The 24,897-nt window shown below is 30.9% G+C and carries 18 protein-coding genes and 1 pseudogene; 18 read left to right on the top strand and 1 reads right to left on the bottom strand.

Features of this window, described 5'->3' with window-relative positions:
- Positions 1-48 precede the first annotated feature (48 nt).
- From BMY82_RS05365 to BMY82_RS05295, 15 genes and pseudogenes are all read left to right on the top strand, one after another.
- Positions 49-1,248 (top strand): ATP-binding protein, encoded by a 1,200-nt coding sequence (locus BMY82_RS05365; protein WP_091975485.1) that lies wholly within the window; start codon positions 49-51, stop codon positions 1,246-1,248.
- 4 nt (positions 1,249-1,252) lie between these two features.
- Positions 1,253-2,146 carry a PIG-L deacetylase family protein gene (locus BMY82_RS05360; RefSeq protein WP_091975483.1) on the top strand — a complete coding sequence of 298 codons (894 nt, stop codon included), beginning with the start codon at positions 1,253-1,255 and terminating at the stop codon, positions 2,144-2,146.
- Positions 2,147-2,157: 11 nt separating this feature from the next.
- On the top strand, positions 2,158-3,702 hold the full coding sequence (gene murJ, locus BMY82_RS05355; protein WP_091975481.1) for a murein biosynthesis integral membrane protein MurJ: 1,545 nt from the start codon (positions 2,158-2,160) through the stop codon (positions 3,700-3,702).
- Positions 3,703-3,712: 10 nt separating this feature from the next.
- Positions 3,713-6,268, top strand: a complete 2,556-nt coding sequence (recJ, locus tag BMY82_RS05350) for a single-stranded-DNA-specific exonuclease RecJ (protein ID WP_091975479.1) — start codon at positions 3,713-3,715, stop codon at positions 6,266-6,268.
- A gap of 17 nt (positions 6,269-6,285) precedes the next feature.
- Positions 6,286-6,804 carry an adenine phosphoribosyltransferase gene (locus BMY82_RS05345; protein ID WP_091975477.1) on the top strand — a complete coding sequence of 173 codons (519 nt, stop codon included), beginning with the start codon at positions 6,286-6,288 and terminating at the stop codon, positions 6,802-6,804.
- Between the two features lie 61 nt (positions 6,805-6,865).
- Positions 6,866-9,091 (top strand): RelA/SpoT family protein, encoded by a 2,226-nt coding sequence (locus BMY82_RS05340; protein ID WP_091975475.1) that lies wholly within the window; start codon positions 6,866-6,868, stop codon positions 9,089-9,091.
- 20 nt (positions 9,092-9,111) lie between these two features.
- Positions 9,112-9,561 carry a D-aminoacyl-tRNA deacylase gene (gene dtd / locus BMY82_RS05335; protein ID WP_091975473.1) on the top strand — a complete coding sequence of 150 codons (450 nt, stop codon included), beginning with the start codon at positions 9,112-9,114 and terminating at the stop codon, positions 9,559-9,561.
- A 9-nt stretch (positions 9,562-9,570) separates the two neighbouring features.
- Complete coding sequence (locus BMY82_RS05330) at positions 9,571-10,197, top strand: MBL fold metallo-hydrolase (protein ID WP_091975471.1); 627 nt, start codon at positions 9,571-9,573, stop codon at positions 10,195-10,197.
- A gap of 1 nt (position 10,198) precedes the next feature.
- The gene (gene hemZ / locus BMY82_RS05325; RefSeq protein WP_091975469.1) at positions 10,199-11,893 is read left to right on the top strand and encodes a coproporphyrinogen dehydrogenase HemZ; all 1,695 of its coding nucleotides are present in this window, start codon (positions 10,199-10,201) and stop codon (positions 11,891-11,893) included.
- The gene (hisS, locus tag BMY82_RS05320; protein ID WP_091975467.1) at positions 11,883-13,145 is read left to right on the top strand and encodes a histidine--tRNA ligase; all 1,263 of its coding nucleotides are present in this window, start codon (positions 11,883-11,885) and stop codon (positions 13,143-13,145) included. Before hemZ ends, hisS begins: the two co-directional genes overlap by 11 nt.
- 16 nt (positions 13,146-13,161) lie before the next feature.
- Positions 13,162-14,949, top strand: coding sequence for an aspartate--tRNA ligase (gene aspS / locus BMY82_RS05315; protein WP_091975465.1), 1,788 nt, complete (start codon positions 13,162-13,164; stop codon positions 14,947-14,949).
- 155 nt (positions 14,950-15,104) lie between these two features.
- Positions 15,105-15,470: pseudogene (locus BMY82_RS05310) on the top strand (SoxR reducing system RseC family protein); the annotation flags it as partial.
- A gap of 31 nt (positions 15,471-15,501) precedes the next feature.
- Positions 15,502-16,473 (top strand): phosphate acetyltransferase, encoded by a 972-nt coding sequence (gene pta / locus BMY82_RS05305; RefSeq protein WP_091975462.1) that lies wholly within the window; start codon positions 15,502-15,504, stop codon positions 16,471-16,473.
- A 237-nt stretch (positions 16,474-16,710) separates the two neighbouring features.
- On the top strand, positions 16,711-17,919 hold the full coding sequence (locus BMY82_RS05300; RefSeq protein ID WP_091975460.1) for a CDP-glycerol glycerophosphotransferase family protein: 1,209 nt from the start codon (positions 16,711-16,713) through the stop codon (positions 17,917-17,919).
- Positions 17,920-17,945: 26 nt separating this feature from the next.
- Complete coding sequence (locus BMY82_RS05295; protein WP_091975458.1) at positions 17,946-19,250, top strand: UDP-glucose dehydrogenase family protein; 1,305 nt, start codon at positions 17,946-17,948, stop codon at positions 19,248-19,250.
- A gap of 43 nt (positions 19,251-19,293) precedes the next feature.
- Here BMY82_RS05295 and BMY82_RS05290 read toward each other — a convergent pair whose 3' ends face one another.
- Positions 19,294-20,253 (bottom strand): Abi family protein, encoded by a 960-nt coding sequence (locus BMY82_RS05290; RefSeq protein ID WP_180366743.1) that lies wholly within the window; start codon positions 20,251-20,253, stop codon positions 19,294-19,296.
- A gap of 1,015 nt (positions 20,254-21,268) precedes the next feature.
- Between BMY82_RS05290 and BMY82_RS05285 the strand changes: the two genes are divergently transcribed.
- From BMY82_RS05285 to BMY82_RS05275, 3 genes are all read left to right on the top strand, one after another.
- Positions 21,269-21,577, top strand: coding sequence for a hypothetical protein (locus tag BMY82_RS05285; protein ID WP_091975454.1), 309 nt, complete (start codon positions 21,269-21,271; stop codon positions 21,575-21,577).
- Positions 21,578-21,892: 315 nt separating this feature from the next.
- Entirely contained in the window at positions 21,893-23,278 is a 1,386-nt protein-coding gene (locus tag BMY82_RS05280) for a TldD/PmbA family protein (protein ID WP_091975452.1), read from the top strand.
- Positions 23,279-23,288: 10 nt separating this feature from the next.
- Positions 23,289-24,617: a TldD/PmbA family protein gene (locus BMY82_RS05275; protein ID WP_180366742.1), complete on the top strand. Its 1,329-nt coding sequence runs from the start codon at positions 23,289-23,291 to the stop codon at positions 24,615-24,617.
- The last annotated feature ends 280 nt before the right edge of the window (positions 24,618-24,897 follow it).

Raw genomic sequence — 24,897 nt, 5'->3', positions numbered from 1 at the left:
GTCTGCTTATAACTGTATATTTTTATAGAAAGAAAGGTTTTTAAATAAATGCAAAATAAAAACATAGATTATGGTTTATTATTTGAAAATATTAATTTAGAAAAAAATCCTGTACTTATTGCAATGCATAATGTAGGTTCACTTGGAATCAAGAGAGGACTTCAAAAGTATGGTGTAGATATTATTGCAATAAGCCATGAAAGATATCTTATAGAGGCACTTGGAAAGAATGCCCTTTGTATAGAAGACAAAAATGATTGGATAAAATATATAATAAAAATAGCTAAGGAGTTTAGAAAAGTTAGTGATAAAAAAATAGTATTTTTCACTGATGGCGATCAAACTATGGATCAGATGTTAGAACATTTTGATGAAATAAAAGACTATTATATTTTGCCAATAAAAGAAAAAATAGAAGAATATAAAAATATAACTGACAAAAAGTTATTGAAAAATAATTTAAAAAATATAAGAGTGCCAAAAACTTATACGGGAGATAGTCAATACAAAATAGAAGAATTTCCTGTAATGATAAAGCCTCTATCTCATACTTTAAGAATGGGTAAAAAGGTTCTTATAGCAAATGATAAGACTCAATTAAAAGAGTACTTAGATGAACTGTCTAGCAAGGGTGGTTCAATATCACAGGAAGTAATAGCGGGAGAAACAGAAAATCTTTATTGTATTACTATGTATAGAAATGAATTCGGATATTGTATAATAGGCAACATTGTAAAGAAGTTGAGAGAGTACCCAATTGAAAATGGAACTGGTTCTTGTCACATTACAGTAGATAATAAAAAGCTTGCCGACTTGTCAGTGAAACTTTTGGAAGAAAAGGACTACACTGGTATAGCCATGATTGAATTTAAGTATTCTGAGAAATATAAGGAATTTGTTCTAATTGAAGTAAATGGAAGATTTCCTATAGAAGCTAATATCAATGATAAAATAGGAAATGATTTTGTATATAGAATATACAAAGATATGCTAAATCCAAATAAAGAAAAAGAAGTTTTATTTGACTGGAGTAAAGTAAGTGCTTATTGGGTGCTTCAGTCCTATGATATTAGAGCATGTATGGCAAAAAAAATAGACTGGAAAAGTGAGTATAAATTCTATAAAGAAAAGGGATACTTTATAGATTCAGTTAAGGACAAAGATGATATTTTAACATATAAGGCATATAAAAAAGAACTTATTTTAAAAGCATTTAAAAAAATAAAAAAGAAAATATTTGGAAGGTAAAAATATGTTAAAAAAAGCAGTAAAAAGTGTTTTAGAGCCAACATTTAATATAGCAAACGCTATATATCTTGATAACTATTATAAAAAAATAAAAAATAATAAGTCCTCTATAAAAGATATTGATTCTGCAATAAAAAATATGAAAAAAGCACTTGTAGTATCACCACATCAAGATGACGAATCAATAGGACTTGGTGGAACAATGGCAAAGTTAAATAAAAAGGGAGTAGTGCTAGATATTATTTATTTGACAGATGGCAGACTAAGTGAAGATGATATAGTAAGCTCAAAAATAAGATTAGAGGAAGCTAAAAAGGCTTGTGAAATATACGGTATTGATAAAAATGTTGTTCTTAATTTTATCAATAAAACACTACTGAATAATATAGATAAGCTGGCAGAAAAAATAGAAAAAAGTATAGTATTATCAGATTATGATGCAATATTTTTAACAGCTCCCTATGAGTGCAATGATGATCATTTTGCAGCTTACAAAGCTATTTTAAAGCTTGCAAAAGAAGGTAAGATAAGGGAAAACACACAGTTTTATTTATATGATATAAACAACTCTATACAGGGTGAGGCATTAAATTGTATTAGTAAATTAGATAAAGAGGAAGCTGAAAAAAAATGGAAGGCATATGATTTTTTTAAAAGCCAAAAGTATATCACTTTTTCTACCTTGAAAATTATGGATAAAAAGAAGCTGAATATAGATATCTTTGAAAAAGAAAGATATGAAGCAGCTGAAATATTTTCAAGCCTTAGTATAGAGGAACTTATTGCTAAAAGTAATTATGACAATAATTTTAGAAAAAAAATGCATACAGCTACTTCTAGTATAAGATTAATAAAATTTTTGGAAAGTAATAAAAAGTATAGAAAATTAATGAAGTAAAAGGAGAATTTATGAGTAAAGTAGCTAAAGCCACTATAGGTTTAATGGTTATCACATTGATTTCCAAAGTTCTTGGATTTGGTCGTGACCTTGTATTAAGTGCTTTTTATGGCGCTACAATGTACAGCGATGTATATCTCGTATCTTTAGATATATCACGATTGGTATTCCAAGTAATAGGTACAGCCATATCAACTACATATATACCACTATTCTTTGATAATATTAAAGAGGGTGGAGAAGAGAAAGGCAATTATTTTACAAATAATGTGCTTAATATTACCATTAGTATAGGAATTGTTATTTCTATCTTTGCTTTTATTTTTGCAAAACCTTTAGCTAAAATATTTGCAAGTGGTTTTAATGAGCAAGCCCTAAAGTTGACAGTGCAGTTTACAAGAATAATATTATTTGGAACAATATTTTCAGGACTTTCAAAGATAATGCAGTCCTATTTGCAGAGTAAGGGGGAGTATTATATTTCAGGAATGATAGGTTTTCCTTTTAATATAATAATTATTGCTAGTATTGTTTTAAGTAAATACTTTGGTTTGTATATATTACCTATAGGTGCAGTTTTAGCCTTGGCATCACAATTTTTCTTTCAGATTCCAAGGTCTAAAAAAAGAGGCTATAAGTACAGTTTAGTATATAATCCTAAGGATAGATATATTAAGGAAATGATGATGCTTACTATGCCTGTTATGATAGGTGTAGGTGCAAGTCAAATTAATACTATGGTAGATAGAACTTTAGCTTCTCAATTAGCAGTAGGTAGTATTTCAGCAATGAAATATGCCGATAGATTAAATACTTTTGTTTTGGGATTGTTTATATCGTCCATTACAATAGTAATCTATCCAATGCTTTCAAAGCTAAAATCAGAAAAACAATATGAAAAATTTAATGAGTATATAAAAACATCTATAAATGTTGTAATACTTATGATACTTCCGATTACAGCAATAGCCATTGTCTTGGCAGAGCCAATAGTAGTGTTGCTATTTGAAAGAGGTGCTTTTGATAGTGCAGCTACTCAGATGACCTCAGCTGCATTAGCTTTTTATTCAATAGGATTAATAGGACTTAGTCTTAAAAATGTAATAGCTAATGTTTTTTATTCAATGCAGGATACTAAGACTCCAATGTACAATGGTGTAATAGCAGTTGTTATAAATATAGTTTTAAACTTGATTTTGGTAAAATATATGGGAATATCTGGAATAGCACTTGCAACAAGTGTTTCATCAATAGTATGTGTAGTGATACTCCTTCTTTCACTTAGAAAGAAGATTAATGGTATTAACTTCAAATCTATGACAGCAACATTTATAAAATCAATTATAGCTACAGTTATTATGGCTATAGTTGTTAAAACTTCCTACCATTTTGGAGTTGGTATTTTAAGCGATTCTAAAATAGTAAGCCTTTTAATGCTAGGTATAAGTGCTGCTCTAGGTGGAGCCTTATATATTGTAATAGTGAAAGTTTTAAAAATTGATGAAATAGACTATGTATTTAGCTCTTTTAAGAAAAAGTTATTGAAAAATAGATAGGAGGTGCATTATGAAGAAGTGGCTTTTAAAAGAAAAATCAATGCCACATGGAAACTCTGCTACAGAGTATCTAGGTATAGATAAAAATATAGCCGATATAATGATAAATAGAGGAATAGAAAAGCTTGAAGACATAAAAATGTATATAAATCCTTCTTTTGACTTTTTAAGAGATCCATTTTTGTTAAAGGGAATGGATAGGGCTGTAAGTAGAATAAAAGAAGCAATCTCTAATAAAGAAAAAATATGTATATATGGTGATTATGATGTAGATGGTGTTTCATCTACATCTATTTTGAAGATATATTTTGATTCAATAGGATATCCTGTTCAATACTATATTCCAAATAGATTAGAAGAGGGCTATGGTCTTAATGAAGATGCTGTTAAGTACGTTTATGAACTGGGAACTCAGCTGATGATTACAGTAGATTGTGGTATTACATCTATTAAAGAAGTTGAAGTTGCCAATGAATTGGGAATGGATGTAATAATAACGGATCATCATGAGTGTCAAGGAGAAGTTCCAAATGCGTATTCAGTAATAAATCCAAAGCAAGAAGCTTGTCCATATCCTTTTAAGGGAATATGTGGTTGTGGTGTTGCCTTTAAATTAATTCATGGATTAAGCGGTGAAGATTTTAAAAAAGATATAAGAAAGTATATTGAAATAGTTTCATTAGCTACTATATGTGATGTAATGCCTGTTCTTGATGAAAATAGAATAATAGTAAAAAACGGTCTTGAACTTATAGGTAGCGGAGATAATATTGGGATGAGAGAGTTAGTTAAAGTATGTGGGTTAGAAGATACTAAAATAAGAAGTTCTCATCTTGGATTTGCAATTGGACCTAGAATAAATGCTTCTGGAAGACTTGGCTACTCTAATTTAGGAGTAGAGCTTTTTACTACTAAGGATAAAAAAGAAGCGGAAAAATTAGCTCTTGCAATGGATATGAAAAATGAAGAAAGACAGCTTATAGAAGCTAGAATATATCAAGAAGCAGAAGAAATGCTAAAATCTAATCCGAGATTTAAAGACGATAAGGTTCTTGTTTTGGCAGGAGAAAATTGGCACCATGGTATTATAGGAATAGTGGCATCTAAACTAACAGAAAAATATTATAAACCTACAGTACTTTTATGTATAGAAGGAGATGAAGCAACAGGTTCAGCTAGATCTATAAAGGGATTTGATATGTTTGCATCTCTATCAGAGTGCAAAGAGCTTATGGAAAAGTTTGGTGGTCATGAACAAGCGGCAGGACTTACTGTAAAAGTTGAAAATATAGATAAGTTAAGAGATAAAATTAATGAAATAGCAGATTATGAACTTGAGCAAGAAGATCTTATAGAGGAAATTAAGATAGAATATGAAATTGATGAAAAAATAGTTGATTTGGCTTTTGTAGATAAACTCCATATTCTCGAACCTTTTGGAATAAAAAATCCTACGCCGTATTTTCTTTTGAGGGACTGCTATGTAAAAAATGCCTACCTAATAGGGAAAGACAAAAATCATTTAAAATTAAATATAGAAAAGTCTAGAGATTTTGAGTGTATAGGATTTGGTTTAAGCCATTTGATGGATAATTTTGATATAGGAGATTTGGTGGATATAGTATTTCAAATAGATGAGAATACTTTCAATGGGAATACAAAAGTTCAACTTTTATTAAAAGATATTAGACTAAGCAGACCAGAGAACATTTTGAAATATCCGAACAATATGAAAGAAATTGAAAAACTTTTAAATATAGATAATATTGAAAAAGCTATAAGTAAGTATAGAAGTTCAAACAAAGAACAGGAAGAATACTTTTATAATAGAGAAATAAACAATTTAAATGAAATTGACTTAATAGATTCAAATAAATCAAAAATACACGATAAAAAATATAATTTATCGGAGAGAAAAATTGGGTATATATGCAAGAAGGAAAAAAAGAAAGAAACTGAAGATAAAAATGCAGTTGAAATCGCTAGAATTCAATATATTACAGACTTATTAGATGATGGGGATTTACTTATAGTCAATAGTATGAATGGCTATTATAGAGCAAAGTCCGACATTAATCTACTATCGGATAAAAAAATTGACTATATATTCTTGTCAAATATTGATAAAACTGATTTTAAAGTATATAATAAACTTATTATGTATGATTATTTTGATAATTGTAATGAAATAGAATATATTTTAGAATCTAAGAGAAATGATTCGGAATTTTTAATAAATTTCAATTCTAGCGACTATGTATATATCAGAAATAAAAATAGGGAAAGTTTCTTTAACAGAGATGAATTTGTTTTGGCATATAAGTTTTTTATGGCAAATAAGGGACTAAGTATGAAATATAGCGAATTTGTGCATAATTTAGGTCTTTCTCCTATTAAGGTCCATATAATACTAAAGGTATTATCAACTGAAAATCTTATCAAGTATAGTGTGGACTACGACAATGATTTATTTGAATTTGAATTACTTCCAAAACCAAAAAATAAATTAAATTTGGAAGAGAATAATATAGTTAGTTTTTTTAACTCAAAGAAGGTTATCAATTAGTCAAAATGGAGGAAGAAATGAATTTAGAAGAAAAAATAAGAAATATACAGGATTTTCCAAAGCCTGGAATAGGATTTAAGGACATAACAACATTATTACAGGATGGAGAAGCATTTAGATATGCAATTAAGAAGATAGCAGAGAATGTTAAAGCAAAGGGTGCAGACCTTGTAATAGGACCAGAAGCTAGAGGTTTTATAATGGGAACACCTGTTGCATATGAATTAGGTATAGGATTTGTTCCTATAAGAAAGCCTGGGAAACTTCCTGCAGAAGTTATATCATATGAGTACAGCCTTGAGTATGGTACTGATATTCTTGAAATGCACAAAGATGCTATAAAGCCAGGAACAAAAGTAGCAATAGTAGATGATTTACTTGCAACAGGTGGTACAATAGCGGCGGCTACCAAAATGGTAGAAAAATTAGGCGGTGAAGTTGTAGATATAGAGTTTCTTATTGAACTAGATTTTCTTAATGGAAGAAAGCATCTTGAGGGATATGAAGTAAATTCTCTTATACACTATACTGAATAATTATTTATTCTTGTCGCTTTTTATTAAATTTAGCGAGTTTTTAGTTTAGAGAGGTGATATTATGTATGATGAAGATTTACAAAAATTAATAGAAAAAATAAAAACATATTCACCAAATGCTGATTTTGATAAGGTGGCAAGAGCTTACAATTTAGCAAAAAAAGCACACGAAGGTCAATTCAGAAAATCTGGTGAACCGTATTTTATTCATCCAAAGGCTGTTGCCAATATATTAGCAGATATGCAGCTAGATGAAGATACAATATGTGGCGGTCTTTTACATGATGTTGTAGAGGATACAGACTACGAATTAGAAGACATAGAAGAAGAGTTTGGCAAGAATGTCGCTATACTAGTAGATGGTGTTACCAAACTTGGTAAAATTAAGTACATGACAAAAGAAGAGTCTCAATCAGAGAATCTAAGAAAGATGTTCTTGGCAATGGCAAAGGACATGAGAGTAATTCTTATAAAGCTTTCAGATAGACTTCATAATATGAGAACTCTAGAATATATGGATCCTGCAAAAGCTAAATATAAAGCACAGGAAACACTAGATATATATGCAGGTATAGCTCATAGGCTTGGTATATCAAAAATCAAGTGGGAACTTGAAGATCTTTCTTTAAGATATTTAGATGCTCAGGGATACTATGAGTTAGTCAAAAAAGTAAGGATGAAAAGAGAGCAAAGAGAAAAATATATTCAAAATATAGTTGATTTGCTTACTAAAACATTTGAGAGAATGGAAATACCATGTAAAGTATATGGTAGACCAAAGCATTTTTATAGCATATATAGAAAAATGAAGAAGAAAAATAAAAGCTTTGATGAAATATATGATTTAACAGCTGTAAGAGTTCTAGTAGACTCAGTTAAAGACTGTTATGCGGTTTTGGGGGTAGTTCATACTCTTTGGAAACCTATACCAGGAAGATTTAAGGATTATATAGCCATGCCAAAGCCCAATCTTTATCAGTCACTTCATACTACTGTAGTAGGTCCAGATGGGGAACCTGTTGAGATACAGATAAGAACTCATGAAATGCATGATATAGCAGAGTTTGGTATCGCTGCCCATTGGAAGTATAAAGAAGGCATAACAGATAAAGATGTTTCTAAGGCTGATGAAAGATTGCAGTGGCTTAGAAGAATGATGGAGTGGGAGAAAGATGTTACAGATCCACATGAGTTTTTAGATGCTCTAAAAGACGATGTCTTTAGTGCACAGGTCTATGTTTTTACACCTCAAGGAGATGTAATTGAGCTTCCAAATGGAGCTACTCCAATAGACTTTGCATATAGAATACATTCAAAGATAGGTAATGCCTGTGTTGGTGCGAAAGTAAATGGAAGAATAGTTCCACTTGAATACAACTTGAAAAATGGAGAAATAGTAGAAATTCTAACTTCTTCAAATTCTCCAGGTCCTAGCAGAGATTGGCTTAATATAGTTAAGACTCCAAATGCAAGAAATAGAATAAGACAGTTTTTCAAAAAAGAAAGAAGAGAAGAAAATATTGAAAGAGGTATTGAAATTCTCGACAAGGAATGCAAAAGAAATGATATAAATAGAAGCGATCCTGAAATCACAAATATTTTAAAGGAAGTTGGTAAAAAGTTTAATCAACCAGATTATGACGATTTTCTTGCAACTATAGGATATGGTGGAATTGCTGCAAATCAGGTTTTGACAAAAGTTAAAGATGTACTTTTAAAGACTGAGAGACAGCAAGAAAAAGAAGGTAAGGCAAACCTTGAAGAAGATATTGAAAAACATAATATAGAAGTAGAAAAGTCCAAGACGAATCAGAAGAAACGTGATAAAAAAAGACACACTGTAGTCCATGTAGATGGTTTAGAAGGAATATATGTTAGATTTGCCAAGTGCTGTAATCCATTACCAGGAGATGATATAGTAGGATATATTACTAGAGGTAGAGGAGTAACGGTACACAGAGTTGATTGTGAAAATCTAATAAGAGATAAGGAAAAAGACTGTAGTCGTATGGTAGAAGTGTCTTGGGTAGAGGATAATAATTCTAGATTTGAGGCAGAAATAGAGGTATCGGCACTTGATAGAAGAGGCATGGTAAATGAAATTACTCATGTAATAAATAATGAGAAAATAAGCCTTACTGGAATATATGCAAGAAAAGGTCATGAACTTGGAATCAATGTATTTTTGATACTTGAAGTAAATGGAAAAGAACAGTTAAATGATATTATGAAAAAAATAAAAAATATACCTGGCGTAGAAACTGCTAGAAGGGTAAAGGGCAGATAGGTATATAGTTAGGAGAGACAATGAGAGCAGTAGTACAAAGAGTTGTTTCATCTAATGTAAAAGTAGATGGAGAAGTTACAGGACAAATAGAAAAAGGTTTATTAGTTTTATTAGGTGTAGGAGAAGACGACACTGAAAAAGACACTTCATATATGGTTGAAAAAATAGTAAATCTTCGTATATTTGAAGATGAGGATGACAAGATGAATCTTTCGCTTAAAGATGTAGGAGGAGAACTTCTTGTAGTCAGCCAGTTTACATTATTTGGAGATTGCAGAAAAGGTAGAAGACCAGGATTTAGTGATGCAGCAAGACCTGATAAGGCAGACGAATATTATATAGACTTTGTAAACAAAGCAAAGGCAATGGGAATCAAGACAGAAACAGGAAGATTTCAAACGCATATGATGGTTGAATTAATAAACGATGGACCTGTTACACTCCTTATTGATTCTAAGAAAAATTTTTAGGAGGAAGCAATGAAAATAGAAGTATTTATTGATTCGATGATGCAGGAAAATTCATATATATATTATGATGAAAACACTTTAGAAGCAGTAATTATAGACCCTGCTTTATGTCTTGAAAGAGAAGCAAAATTTATAAAAAATAAAAATCTTAAGGTTAAATATATAATTCTTACTCACTCACATGCGGATCATATTGCAGATGTTGAGGAATTAAAGAAAATTACTGGTGCAGAAGTTGTAGCAAATAAAAATGAAAGAGAAATGCTTATAGACGCTAAGAAAAATTTAAGTAGTGATTTTTATACAAGCGGAATAGAGTTTGAAGCCGATATCTATGTATCAGAAGGTGATGAACTGACAATGGGTAAGCATAAATTTACTTTTATAGACACTCCAGGTCACACTACTGGTGGAATGTGTATAGTTAATGAAGATAAGATATTTACTGGAGATACATTATTTATGGGTTCTATAGGAAGAACTGATTTATATGGTGGGGATTATGAAAAGATGCTAAATTCTTTGAAGAAACTTTCAAAGTTAGATGGCAGTATGACTATATATCCTGGACACGGACCATCAAGTACAATTGCTGCAGAAAATAAGAGCAATTATTATATGAAATTGGTGAAGTAGTATGCGAGTTTTGTTAAAAGGACACGATTACAAATACGAAATCGCTGAATTTTTGAAGTTATTTTCTTCTGAGTTTTCCTTTGTGGAGGGCTCAGAAGATTTTGACGTTATCAAAGATGTTGAAAATTCAGAACTAGTTGTCAATGAATTAAAAGTTGAGAGAAAAGAGGACCGTGTTGAGCTTTTCACTAAAACTATAGTATTTGAAAATTCAGTTGAAGTATATAAAAAAGAAATTTCGGAAAAGATATATATAAGAAAAATTAGTGAAGAAGAAAAAAATAGTATTATTGCAGAAAAATCAGGCATTTTAGGCAATAAAAATATCTTAAATTCTGAGTATAGAATGACAGATTCTCTAAAAAGTGGTAATATATCTACAGTAATAGTAGATAATAATGAGCACAATAAAAAAATATTTGCAAAAACTAATAAAAAATTAGATAATAATATTAGAACAATATCTAAAAGAATAATCGAGAGAAGTTTGTTTTATTATTTAAATGAAAAATTTGATGCAAATGTTCCTTGGGGAATTCTTACAGGTATTAGACCTGTCAAGATAGTTCAGGAATTATTGGATGATGGTCTAGAAATTGAAGATATAAGAGAAAATATGAAGAAACAGTATCTTATTAGGGATGAGAAGCTTGATCTAATAATAGATATAGCGCTTAGGGAGAGACCCTTTATATATCCTGTAACAGATAAAAAAATATCTTTATATGTAAGTGTACCATTTTGCCCTACTAGATGTCTTTATTGTTCCTTCCCTTCACATCCTTTGGAAAAGTTTGGAAGTTACAGACATGAATATGTAGAAACTGTTTTAAAAGAAGCTGAAGGTGTAGCAGATATAATTGAAAAACAGGGAAAAGAAATAGAGACTCTTTATATAGGTGGAGGAACACCGACTGCATTAGAAGCAGAAGATCTAGAATATCTTATTCAGGGATTATTTGAGAGATTGGATCTTTCAAATATCAAAGAATTTACAGTTGAAGCAGGTAGACCTGACAGTATTACAAGAGAAAAGCTTGAAGCTCTAAAGAGGAACAATGTTTCTAGAATAAGTATAAATCCTCAGACTATGAATCAAGAAACACTTGATTTTGTAGGAAGAAAACACAGTGTAGAAGACATTAAAGATTGTTTTATTCTGGCAAGAGAATTAGGATTTGACAATATAAATATGGACTTGATTTTGGGGCTACCTGGAGAAAATCTAGATATGGTTGAAAATACTATGAAAGAAATTGTTTCTTTAAATCCTGAGAGTGTAACAGTACATACTCTGGCTTTAAAGAGAGCATCAGATTTAAATATTAATATGGAATCATATAAAGATGCATTAATAGGATATCAGACGGTAATAGATATGATATCTTTATCTAGAAAATATATGGATGAATACGGGTATAATCCGTATTATATGTATAGACAAAAGCATATGCTTGGAAATCTAGAAAATATAGGCTATGCTAAAGAAGGATATGAGTGTCTGTATAATATGCAGATAATGGAAGAAAAGCAGTCGAACTATGCAATAGGCGCGGGTGCAGTTTCAAAGTTTGTCTATCTTGATGAAAATAGAATAGAAAGAGTAGATGATGTAAAAAATCTACAAGTATATTTGGAAAGAGTAGACGATATGATATTGAAAAAATACAGGGAGGTAGAGAAAAATGGTAATTAAAGCTCCAAGAGGAACTAAAGATATCATCCCTTCAGAATCATATAAGTGGAATTACCTTGAAAGCAAATTTAGAAAACTTTGCTCACTTTATGGATATGAAGAGATAAGAACTCCTATTTTTGAGCACACTGAATTATTTCAGAGAGGTGTGGGAGACACTACAGATATAGTACAGAAGGAAATGTATTCCTTTAAAGATAGAGGTGATAGAAGTATTACCTTAAAGCCTGAAGGTACTGCAGGAGTTATAAGAGCGTTTATTGAAAATAAAATGTATGCAGATGCACAGCCTACAAAGCTGTTTTATATAATTCCTTGTTTTAGATATGAAAGACCACAATCAGGGAGACAGAGACAATTCCATCAGTTTGGAGTAGAAGCCATAGGAAGTGATACACCTTCTTTAGATGCAGAAGCAATAGAACTTGCAATGCAGTATTTAAACGAAGTAGGTCTTAAAGATCTAAGTGTTTCATTAAATTCAGTTGGTTGTCCAGTATGTAGAAAAACATACAATGAAAAACTAAAAAAATATCTTGAGGCTAAGTCAGATGTACTTTGCGACTTATGCAATGATAGAAGAGAAAAAAATCCTATGAGAGTTATAGATTGTAAAAATGAGACTTGTCAGGCAAATATTCAGGATATTCCTCTAATTGCAGATAATTTATGTGACGATTGTAAGGAACACTTTGAGACTTTGAAGAAATATCTAGATGAAATGGGCATTAGATATGAAGTAGATAAGAAAATAGTTAGAGGACTAGATTATTACAAAAGAACAGCATTTGAAATAATTGCAAATGGATTAGGAAGTCAGTCAACAGTATGTGGCGGAGGAAGATATGATGGTCTAGTGGAACAAATAGGTGGACCAGAAGGATATAGTGGTATAGGATTTGCGATGGGTGCAGAGAGATTGATGCTGACACTTGAGGCGAATAATATAGAAATAGAAAAACCAGCTCCTACAGACATATTTATTGTAACTATAGGAGATAGAGCAAAGCTAAAGTCATTTGCTATATTGAAGGAACTTAGAAGCAATTATATATCAGCTGATAAAGATCATCTTGACAAAAGTGTTAAGGCTCAGTTTAAATATGCTAATAAAATAAATGCCAAATATACTATAGTAATAGGCGATGATGAATTGGAAAAAGATGAAGCATCGTTGAAGAATATGGAAACTGGCGAACAAAAACAAGTAAAAATAAGTGAACTTGTAAAAGAGCTAAAAAAGGAACTATAAATCGGAGGTACTTTAATTGGATAATTTAAAAGGATTTAAGAGAACTTCTTATGCAGGAGATTTAAGAGCTTCTGACATAGGAAAAGAAGTAATAATAATGGGATGGGTTCAGAAGAAAAGAAATCTTGGTGGACTTGTTTTCGTTGATTTGAGAGATAGAGCTGGAATTGCTCAGGTTGTATTTGATACAGATGTTAGCGAAGAAGCTTTTAAGAAGGCAGAAAAGCTAGGTAGCGAATATGTAATAGCAGTAAGAGGTAAGGTATGTGAAAGACAGTCTAAGAATGCTAATATGCCTACTGGAGATATTGAAATATTTGCAGAAGAACTTAGAGTTCTTAATGAATCTCAAACACCACCAATATATATAAAGGATGACGATGAAGTAAGTGAATCTTTAAGATTAAAGTATAGATACTTAGATCTTAGAAAGCCTAAGATGCAGAAAAATCTTATGCTTAGACACAAGGTTACAAATGTTGTAAGAAATTATTTATCAGATAATCATTTCTGTGAAATAGAAACACCATTCTTAGTAAAACCTACTCCAGAAGGTGCAAGAGACTATCTTGTTCCATCAAGAGTAAATGAAGGAAAGTTCTATGCACTTCCACAGTCACCACAGCTATACAAGCAGCTACTAATGGTAAGTGGTATGGATAGATACTTCCAGATAGTAAAATGTTTCAGAGATGAAGATTTAAGAGCTGACAGACAGCCAGAGTTTACTCAGATAGACTGTGAAATGTCATTTGTAGAAGAAGAAGATGTAATGACAATAATGGAAGGAATGCTTAAAGAAATATTTAAACAGGTTTTAAATAAGGACGTTGAGATTCCATTCCCTAGAATTACATATGCAGAAGCTATGAGAAGATTTGGTTCAGATAAGCCGGATACAAGATATGGTCTAGAATTTGTAGACATTACAGATACAGTAGCAGATTGTGGATTTAAGGTATTTTCAGGATGTGCTAAGGAAGGATACTCAGTAAGAGGTATAAATGTAGAAGGCGGAGCTGAAAAGTTCACAAGAAAGGCAATTTCACACTTAGAAGATCACGCAAAGACTTATAAGGCTAAGGGACTTGCTTGGATGAAGATTACAGATGAAGGAGTAGCATCTCCTATAGCTAAGTTCTTTACAGAAGAAGAACTTGAAAATATAGTAAAGGCTATGAATGCAAAAGAAGGGGATCTTCTATTATTTGTAGCTGATAAGGACTCTGTAGTATTCAATGCCTTAGGACAGGTTAGAATAGCAGTTGCAGAGAAGCTAGAATTAGCAGATAAAAACCAGTTTAATATGTTATGGGTAACAGAATTCCCAATATTTGAAGAAGATGAAGAAACAGGAAGATTTGCAGCAATGCATCATCCATTTACTTCACCTTTAGATGAAGATGTTGATGATTTGGAAACTGGAGACAAGCATAAGCTAAGAGCAAAGGCGTATGATATAGTAATGAACGGTTATGAAGTAGGTGGAGGTTCAATAAGAATATCTGACTCTCAAATACAGCAGAAGATGTTTAGAGCTTTAGGATTTACTGATGAGGAAGCCTACAATAAATTTGGATTCCTTATAGATGCATTTAAGTTTGGTACTCCACCACATGGTGGTTTGGCATTTGGTCTTGATAGACTTGTAATGCTTCTTGCTGGTGCAGATAATATAAGAGAAGTCATAGCTTTCCCTAAGAATCAAAATGCTGTTTGCCCTATGACAAATGCACCGTCATTTGCTGATGATGAGCAGTTAGAAGAGTTAAGTATAAAGGTAGATGTTAAAGAAGAAAAATAGAAATACTTATTTATAATAAGTTTATTTACAGTTTGTGTATTAGAAAATGAGGTTAAAGTATGGACCAAAAAGGATATATTGTTGAGATAGTCGACGAAAAAACTGCAAGATTTAAAATGCAGAGGCAATCTGCATGAGCGAAGTGTGGAAAGTGCTTCAGTTCGAAGACAAGTAGTGAATCTCAAGATCTTATTGTTGAGGTCGACAACTCTGCAGGTGCCAAGGTTGGTGACTATGTAGAGGTAAGTATGGAAAAGGTAAATGTAATGAAGGCATTGGGGATAATGTATGGAATACCGCTAATAGCTTTGCTTATTGGTACAGTAGGAGGATACTATGTCCTTAAAAATACAATAGGTGGCGATATGCTAGAAGTGTATAGTATGCTGATTGGATTTGCATTTACAGGGCTTGCTTATTTAGGAATCAAGCTTAAAGACGCAAAACTTAGGGATAGTAGAGAATATATGCCTACAGTAACTCGCGTTATGATAGATTTAGATACGGTAGATACTCTATAAACCGTATTAAATAAATATTTGGAGGTATAAAATGGAATTAATGGAAAGCCTAAAGGCTCAGATTGAAGGTAAGAATGTAAGAATAGTACTACCAGAAGGAAAGGAACCAAGAATACTTGAAGCTGCTTCAAGACTACACAAGGAAGGTATATTAGTACCAGTTCTAGTAGGTAGCGTAGATGCGATTAAGGCAGTAGCTGCTGAAAAGAATATAGATATTGAAGGTGTTGAAATAGTTGATCCAGCTAACTATGATGAGTTCGATGCTATGGTAGATTCTTTCGTTGAAAGAAGAAAGGGGAAGGCAACTGTAGAAGATGCTAAGAAGAAGCTTCTTGACGAAAACTATTTTGGAACAATGCTTACTTATATGGGCAAGGTTGACGGTATGGTAAGTGGTGCAGTTCATTCAACTGGTGATACTGTAAGACCAGCTCTTCAGATAATAAAGACTAAGCCAGGCGTATCAAGAACAAGTGGTGCTTTCGTAATGATGAAGGACGACACTAGATACATATTTGGTGACTGTGCAATAAACATAGAACTAGATGCTGAGGGTCTAGCAGGGGTTGCAGTAGAAAGTGCAAAGACTGCAAAAATGTTTGGAATAGACCCAAAGGTTGCTATGTTAAGTTTCTCAACTAAGGGATCAGCTAAGCATGATTTAGCAACTAAGGTTGAAGAAGCTACAAAGCTTGCTCATGAATTAGATCCAGAATTAGAACTTGACGGAGAATTACAGTTTGATGCTGCTATAGTTGAATCAGTAGGTAGTCAGAAGGCTCCAGGTTCTAAGGTTGCAGGACATGCTAATGTATTTATATTCCCATCTCTAGAAGCTGGTAATATAGGATATAAGATAGCTCAGAGATTAGGTGGATTCGAAGCATTAGGTCCAATACTTCAGGGATTAAATAAGCCTATAACTGACTTATCAAGAGGATGTAATGCAGAAGATGTTTATAAGCTAAGTATAATAACAGCTTGTCAGAGCGTTATGTAGTAATTATTAATGATTATACCTTCCGACCTATGTCGGGAGGTATTTTTTACGGGAGGTATTTTTTATATGAAAATTTGAAATTATAATATAAAATATATTTCTAATTAGATTTCTTAGTATAGATAATGTATAGATATGTGATTCTTTTAAAAAAAATATACTTGTGATATAATATAGTAGATTGATTAGGATTAAGGTCAATATAAAATAATATGAAATAGGAATGGTTGATTTTTTATGGGAATAAAAGAGAAAGTAGAGAAGATTATAAGACTAACTAAGCAGTCTTTTAGTATGATATATTATAATTTCAAAGCAAAAGCATACAAAGATGACCCCAAGTACAAAGACCTTTGGATAATATCGGAGAGAGGTACTGAGGCTAAGGATAATGGCTTTTGTTTTTTTGAATATCTTTGCGAAAAGCATCCTGAGATAAATGCTAGATATGTAATTGATAAGGAAGCTTCAGGGGATGATTATAAAAAGGTAGAGCCTTATAAAGATAGGCTTATAGAGTATGGTAGTTTTGAACACAAGATAGCCTATATACTTGCAAAGTATGCCATATCTTCACATGCAGGATTTTTAGAGCCTTGGAGTTATAAACTATACAAACTTTTAATAGATAGGAAAGATGAAAAAGTATTTGTATTTTTACAACATGGAGTAATACTTCACGATTTAAGTGAATTTCTTGCAAAAAATAAAATAAAGGCTGATTTGTTTATAACTACGACAAAAAGAGAGTATGAATCAATATCTTCTAGTATTTATGGTTATGATTCTGGCGAAGTTGTTCAGACAGGTATAGCTAGATATGACAAGTTAAATGAGTTTGAATTAAAAGATGAAATATTGATAATGCCGACATGGAGGAAGAATATTATTACTCCATCCTATATGAAAAGCGATACGAGAGATGTAGAGCTTTTTAAGAGTAGTGAGTATTTCAATAGATTTAATTCACTTATAAACAATAAAAGATTGGAAAAAGTTCTAAAAGAACACAAGATAAAGCTTGTCTTTTATCCTCACTATGAAATACAGCCATATATTGATTGTTTTGATTGTAATAATAGTGAGCTTATATTGGCTTCTAAGGATAAGTATGATGTTCAAGGACTTTTAAAAAGTTCAAAGGCAATGGTTACTGACTTTTCGTCTATTCAGTTTGATTTTGCATATATGAGAAAGCCACAAGCCTATTATCAGTTTGACTCAATAGAAGAACATTATAAAATGGGATATTTTGATTATGATAGAGATGGCTTTGGACCTGTGTACTCAGATGAAGAAAAGTTAGTTGATTATTTAATAAAACTTATGGACACAGAATTTAAAATCGAAGAGAAATATCTTGAAAGAATAAATAAGGACTTTAATATTAGGGATTCCCACAATTGTGACAGAATTTTTGAAGAGATATTAAAGATTAAAAAATAGAAATTAAAATGGAAAGAGGAAGTTGTATGAAGATTGCTATTGCTGGAACAGGATATGTTGGTTTAGTAACAGGGGTATGTCTAGCACACAAGGGAATTCATAATGTTGTGTGTGTAGATGTAGATGAAAATAGAATAGAAAAGTTAAAAAAAGGGCAGTCGCCTATATACGAAGAAAATCTTGAAGAACTATTAAAAGAAGGTCTTGAAAATGGAAATATTGATTTTACAACAGATAGCGAGAGCGCCTATGAAGATGCAGATGTTATCTTTATAGCTGTTGGAACTCCTGAGAGATCTGATGGTTCGGCAAATCTTGAGTATATAAAACAGGTTGCAAGGCAGATATCCAATTTTGTAAAAAAAGATTGTCTTGTAGTTATTAAGTCGACAGTTCCTGCTGGTACAAATGAGACAATAGAAAAATATATTAAAAAACATCTTAAAAATGATGTTTGGATTGAGTTAGCTTCAAATCCAGAGTTTTTAGCTCAAGGGACAGCTGTAAGAGACACTCTTGAAGCCTCTAGAATAGTAATAGGAACTGAAAGCAATAAAGCAAGAAAAATTCTTGAAAAAGTTTATGAGGGATTTGATTCTCCGAAAGTTATAACTAATAGAAATTCTGCTGAGATGATAAAATACGCTTCTAATGATTTCCTAGCTCTTAAAATTTCATACATGAGTGATATAGCGAATTTGTGTGAAATAGTAGGCGCAAATGTGGAAGATGTTGCATATGGAATGAGTTTTGATGATAGAATAGGATCAAAGTTTTTAAGAGCAGGTATAGGCTATGGGGGTTCATGTTTCCCTAAAGACACAAAGGCACTTCATTGGCTTTCAAATTCAAACGGATATGAACTAAAAACAGTTAGTGCAGCTATTGAAGTAAATGAAGCTCAAAAACTGAAGTTAATAAAGAAGGCTGCAGAGGACATAGAAAGCTTTGAAGGTTTAAAGGCTGCTGTGCTAGGAGTTACTTATAAGCCTGGAACAGACGATTTAAGAGAAGCTCCAGCACTTGTAAATATAGACAGTCTTTTAGAAAGAGATGCTACAGTATTTGCCTATGATCCAGTAGGTCTGGAAAATGCCAAGAAGATATATGGAAATAAGATCAATTACTGTGAAAAGATAGAAGATGCTTTAAGAGATGCAGACATATGTTTTGTAATGACTGAGTGGAGTGAAATTAAGAATATAAAGGCTGAAGAGTTTATAGAGCTTATGAAGAGTCCTATAGTGTATGACGGAAGAAATTGTTATGATCCCAAGATAATGGAAGAAAAGGGAGTAAAATACTATTCAATAGGTAGGGCTAGCTATTAATAAAAAAAGCGATTATAGAAAAAAATCTATAATCGCTTTTTTATTATCTTTTAAGATTTTTAATGTATTCTCTTAATTTGATAGTAGCCTCATAATTCTTGAAACCATATCTCATTGCCCTTTTATCACTTTCATTGATCAGTTTGTCAAGGGGCTTCCATATAGAGTCAAAAGAGTAGTCAGGGTTGATTTCATTTACCAAGTACATAACTATACATATAATAAAGGCAATTCTATTGCTGGCCTGATTATCCCTATACATAAATAAAAACTTTTTCCATTCATTTCTTATTATCGGCATTGTTTTAATTTGAAGATCAATACCGTTTTTATTATGAGCACAAATATTTCTTACGAGTTTAATAAGATTCATCCAAGTAAGTAGCTCATTTTTAGTACAATTGTAATGAGATGCAATTTCCTTGAGGTTTGCAGTAGACATACAATCAAGTAGCTTGATTACATCTCCAAAAGAAATAATATCTACCATAACCCAAACAGTAGGAAAATCTCCTAATATATTATAGTGTTCAAATTCAGATTTTTTTACTCTTTTTACAGCGCTATGTAGGGTGCTTTTGAATTGCTTTTCTATACTATTTATTTTCTTTTTATCGTTGCTTTCTCTATTTGACCATGAGGCAAAGTTAAGATAACCCATAGCACCATACTTTCTACTTAGAGTATGGGCAATTTGTGTTTTTATGGAAACTTCAATATCCTCTATTGCATGTAAAAGAGATAGTCTAAAGTCTTTATCCTGATTATATCTAAAAACAACTTCATTAAAGGAAATATTGAAATATTCAATACTGTCTTTTCTATTTTTATGCTTGTGTACTTTTGCGAAAGGATAGGTGAAGTCTTTTAACTTATAATAGCCTATATTTTTTAATATCTTTGCAGCCTTTTTTCGATCTTCGACAAACATACCTCTTTCCATAAACAAATCAATCTGCTCTTCAAAGGACAGATGTTTTTCTGATTCAGGATTTTTTGACATAATAACCACCTCTAAAATTAAAACAAAAAATATAAAATAAATTGTAAAGAATACAATAGTTAAGAACTTTAAAATACAAAAGATTAAGATACAAAAGTTCATTTTAGAGTATTTTTGAACAATATATTTATATTTTAGTTATATTTTTTGTATAAAAAACCTCCACGTCAGAACGTATCTGGAAGTATGTGGAGGGATTGAAAACTATTTAAAAGATTAAGTATCTTTTATTAATTTAAATATACATCAGAACAATGAATGTGTCAAATTTTTTAGTCAATAGAAAAGTTAATATATAAAAATAGAATTTTTAAAGAGTTTATAATATTAAATTTTGACGTAAAAATAACTATAATAATATAATTATATGAATTATTAGTTAAATAAATAAAAATGCTATAAAGACGTAATAAATATTAGAAAATAACTAAAATAAATTGAAAACGTTTTTATTAGAAAAAATAATTTTAGGATAAACTTAATATAATTAATATATACTAAATTAATTATAAAAGGTAAAAATATAAAAAAATAAAATTAGCAATAGATTAATTCTATTATTATCAACTTTATTTAAGAATAAGCTTGTATTTTGCCATAAATATGCTATACTATAATTATAATTTCATTTTAAATAAATGGTTCCTTTTTAAAATTGTTTTTTATTTTTAGTAGATAGCTGCCTATATGGCAGCTATTTTTCTCTATAAGAAAAGATAATCCAAAAGTTTTCTATAATCATTTTTTTGAAAAACATTATTATGAATTACAAAAAAATGTTAAAATTTTGTTTATAGAATTCATATAAAAAAATATAGTTAGTAAAAATAGTAATATAATGGGGAAAACTGCCATTTTCTTAAAAATAATAGAAAAAATTGTCAAAATAATATCATACAACCATGGAAATATGGTTATTTTATTTAAAATAATTAAAATAGTATTTACAAGTATATATCTAAGAGAGTACAATATAATATGATAACAAATTTTTGAGATATATACGGGGGTTGACATGAAGATTTCAAGTATTGATAAGGGTATAGCACTTTCGTTTAAAGAGCTGATGTCTGAACTACGTCCGGAAATAGCAGTTGAAATTTTTGAAGAAGATTACGAGCTGTTGAAGTTGGGAATGATGGAAGAAGATGCTAATTGCACAGTAGAAGTAGACATAAGTGATGAAGAGGTAGATTCTTTATGCGAAGAGATAATTAAACTTCAAGAAGATTCATTTGATGATATTGAAGATGTACCTGATTATAGTAGCGAAAATTATAAAAAATATGAGAGATACAGATGGTTGCCTAGTATGTTTATTTAAGAAAAAGAAAAACGTTTTGCACAGATAAATCCATAATTTAATTGGCTAAATTTATGATTTAGATACTTAGAATAATTTAAGAATAAGTGTGTACTTATGAGTGATTAGTATTTTAAAAGAACATGTAGGCGATGTATAATCAAAGAAATGAAAAGTGGTTCTTAAGAGCCACTTTTTTGTTATAATAAAAGTTTAAAATAAATATTTAAGAGTATATAAAAGATATAGAGACTTTGACTAAATTTGTAAAATACAATATAAAAGTTTATAATAATAGTAATATAGATGAAAAGTGAAAGGCAAGAAGGAGGAAATATGTTAGATAAAAAAGTAGTTTATAATGTAATAACAGCTGCTATAGATAGCGGGGCAGATTTTGCAGAGATTTTTGCAGAAGATAGAATTAATACAAATCTTCTTTTTTCAGATAATAAAATAGAAAATGCTGTTTTGGGAAATGATTTTGGAGTTGGTATAAGACTTATAAAGGGGTTTAATACAATATATGCCTATACAAATGATGTTTCAGAAAATAATTTAATAAGTGTTGCCAAGGAAGCTGCTAGGGCGTTTAAATCTCCTAGCCAGAAAAAAGTCATGAATTTTATAAATAGAGACATAGAAATTAATAATACTCCAATAAAGATTTATCCAGCTGATGTTGAGTTGAAGAAGAAATTAGATATTTTAAGACATTCTCATGATATAATGCTTAACTATGATGAGATAATAGTTCAAGCAAGTTCAGCATATGCTGACTCTGATCAAAAAATATTAATTGCAAATAGCGAAGGTCTCTTTGAAAGAGATAGAAGAGTTAGAACTAGAATTATGCAAAATGCAGTAGCTTCATATAATGGAGATATTCAATCTGGAAGTTCTAGCCCAGGCGCTGCAATGGGATTTGAGTTTTTTGATACGATAGATATAGATGATATAGCAAAGGAAGCTGCAAGAGTAGCTGTTACAATGGCAAAATCACCATATGCACCTTCTGGTAAGATGCCTGTAATAATGGATAATGCTTTTGGTGGAGTTTTATTTCACGAGGCTTGTGGGCATGGTTTAGAGGCAGAGTTTGTTTCTAAGAACTCATCTGTCTATGCAGGAAAATTAGGTGAAAAAATAGCATCTGATTTGGTAACAGCAATAGATGATGGAACAATAAAGAATCAATGGGGAAGTTCCAATATAGATGATGAAGGCACTCCTACTCAGAGAAATGTGCTTATTGAAAATGGTGTATTAAAATCATATCTTGTAGATAATCTTAATGGAAAGAGAATGGGGATGAAATCTACAGGATCAGCTAGACGTCAATCATATAAGTATGCTCCTACATCTAGAATGAACAATACTTTTATAGATAAGGGCAATTCAAGTTTTGAAGAAATGGTATCAGGAGTAGACTTTGGTCTTTATGCGGCTAAGTTAGGTGGCGGATCAGTAGATGTTGTAACAGGAGAATTTAACTTTGCTGTTATGGAAGGATATATTATAAAAAATGGAAAAATAGATCATTCTGTAAAGGGAGCATCTTTAGTAGGTACTGGTTTGGAAGTGCTTAAGAATATAGATATGATAGGTAAAGATTTAAAGCTTGCAGAAGGTGTATGCGGTGCTAGTTCAGGATCAATCCCTGCAGGTGTAGGTCAACCTCAGGTAAGAATAAAAGGTCTAACAGTAGGCGGAAGAGAATAGAGGTGTTATTGTGAACTATAAAGAATTTAAGGAAAAGATTTTTAAAAAGGCAAAAGAGAAATTTGAAAACTGTGAGATATATATTAATAGTGTAAATACAACTGTTGTATCTACTTATGATGACGAACTTGAAAAATTTACTATTTCAGAAACAGCAGGTGTATCTTTTAGAGGTATTTTTCAAAATATGGAAGGATATTCTTATAGTGAGGATATAAGTGAAAATTCAATAGATTATTTAATTGATACAGCTTACCAATCAATGCAAGTTGTCGGTGAAAAAGAAAAAATATATATTTATAAGCCAGAAAAAAAGGAAGCTATAAGTAGAGAATTTCAATCAGAAAAAGTGGAGTCAGATAAAAAGATAGAAAAAATACTGGGAATGTATGAAGTTTCTAAAAAAATGTCAGATTCTATACACCAAATAGAAGGTAAGGGTGTAGAAATATCTAGTAGAAAATATATTGCAAATACTTATGGTCTTGAAAAATATGAAGAAAATTCATATGCTTATGTATATTCATATGCAATATTGAAAAAGAATGATGAAATGAAGTCTGGAATAGAGTTTGAACTAAAAGATAACTTTATGGATTGTGATTTTGAAAGAATTGCAAAATATGCAGTTAAAAAAGCTGAAAGAGAGTTTGGAGCAGAATCAGTAGAGAGTGGTAAGTATAAAGTTATACTGATTAATGATGAGGTATCAAGCCTTTTATCAGCATTAGAATCAGCATTTTCAGCCAAAAGTGTTCAAAAAAATATGTCTCCCTTAAAGGGACTTTTAAATGAAAAAATAGCTTTTGACAAACTTACTATGAAAGATGTAAAAGTTTTACCTGGAACAAACATTATAGAAAGTTTTGATGATGAAGGTGTAGATAAAAAGGATTTAGAAATAATCAAAGATGGAGTTTTAAAGAGTTTCGTACATAATATTGAAACTGCCGATAAGGATGGAGTAGAAACTACTGCAAGTGCAGCTAGAAGCTACAAGTCGACTTCATTCCCTGGAATTAGCAATTTATTGATAGAAGCGGGCGATACTGACTTTGAATCTTTGCTAGAGAAAATGGGAGATGGTTTGCTTATAACATCTATCCAAGGTCTTCATTCTGGGCTAAATCCTGTTTCAGGAGAGTTTTCTGTTCCTTGCAACGGATTTCTTGTGGAATCAGGAAAGGTAAAAAGAGCAGTTAACCAGATTATAATGTCTTCAAATATAAAAGAGTTCTTAAACTCTATTGTAGAAATAGGAAGTGATTCTAAAATAACCCTTGATGGTTCATATGTACCTAGCATAATGTTAGAAAATATAAACATATCAGGTTCTTAAAATAAAAGGGCTCTATAATATTTAGTGTTGATGGCAATAAATAATCCATAAACGTCGTAAGACGAAAATGGATAAAATTGCTATCAACACTATTTTTTCAAAAAAAAGATGAACACATACGAAATCCATTGTATAATTTAATCACCACAAAAAAATAAGAAAGGATTAATCATATGTGTTCAAATAATAGTATAACAAAAATTTTAGGAATTAGCGATAAAAATTTAAAAATTATAAGCAGTGACTACAAAAATATAAAAGGTATTAGATATATGGTTAT

This window comes from Peptostreptococcus russellii, from assembly GCF_900110295.1.
GTDB lineage: Bacteria > Bacillota > Clostridia > Peptostreptococcales > Peptostreptococcaceae > Peptostreptococcus > Peptostreptococcus russellii_A.
The sequence above is the reverse complement of the archived record's forward strand: the minus strand, read 5'-3'. Positions and strand labels throughout refer to the sequence as shown.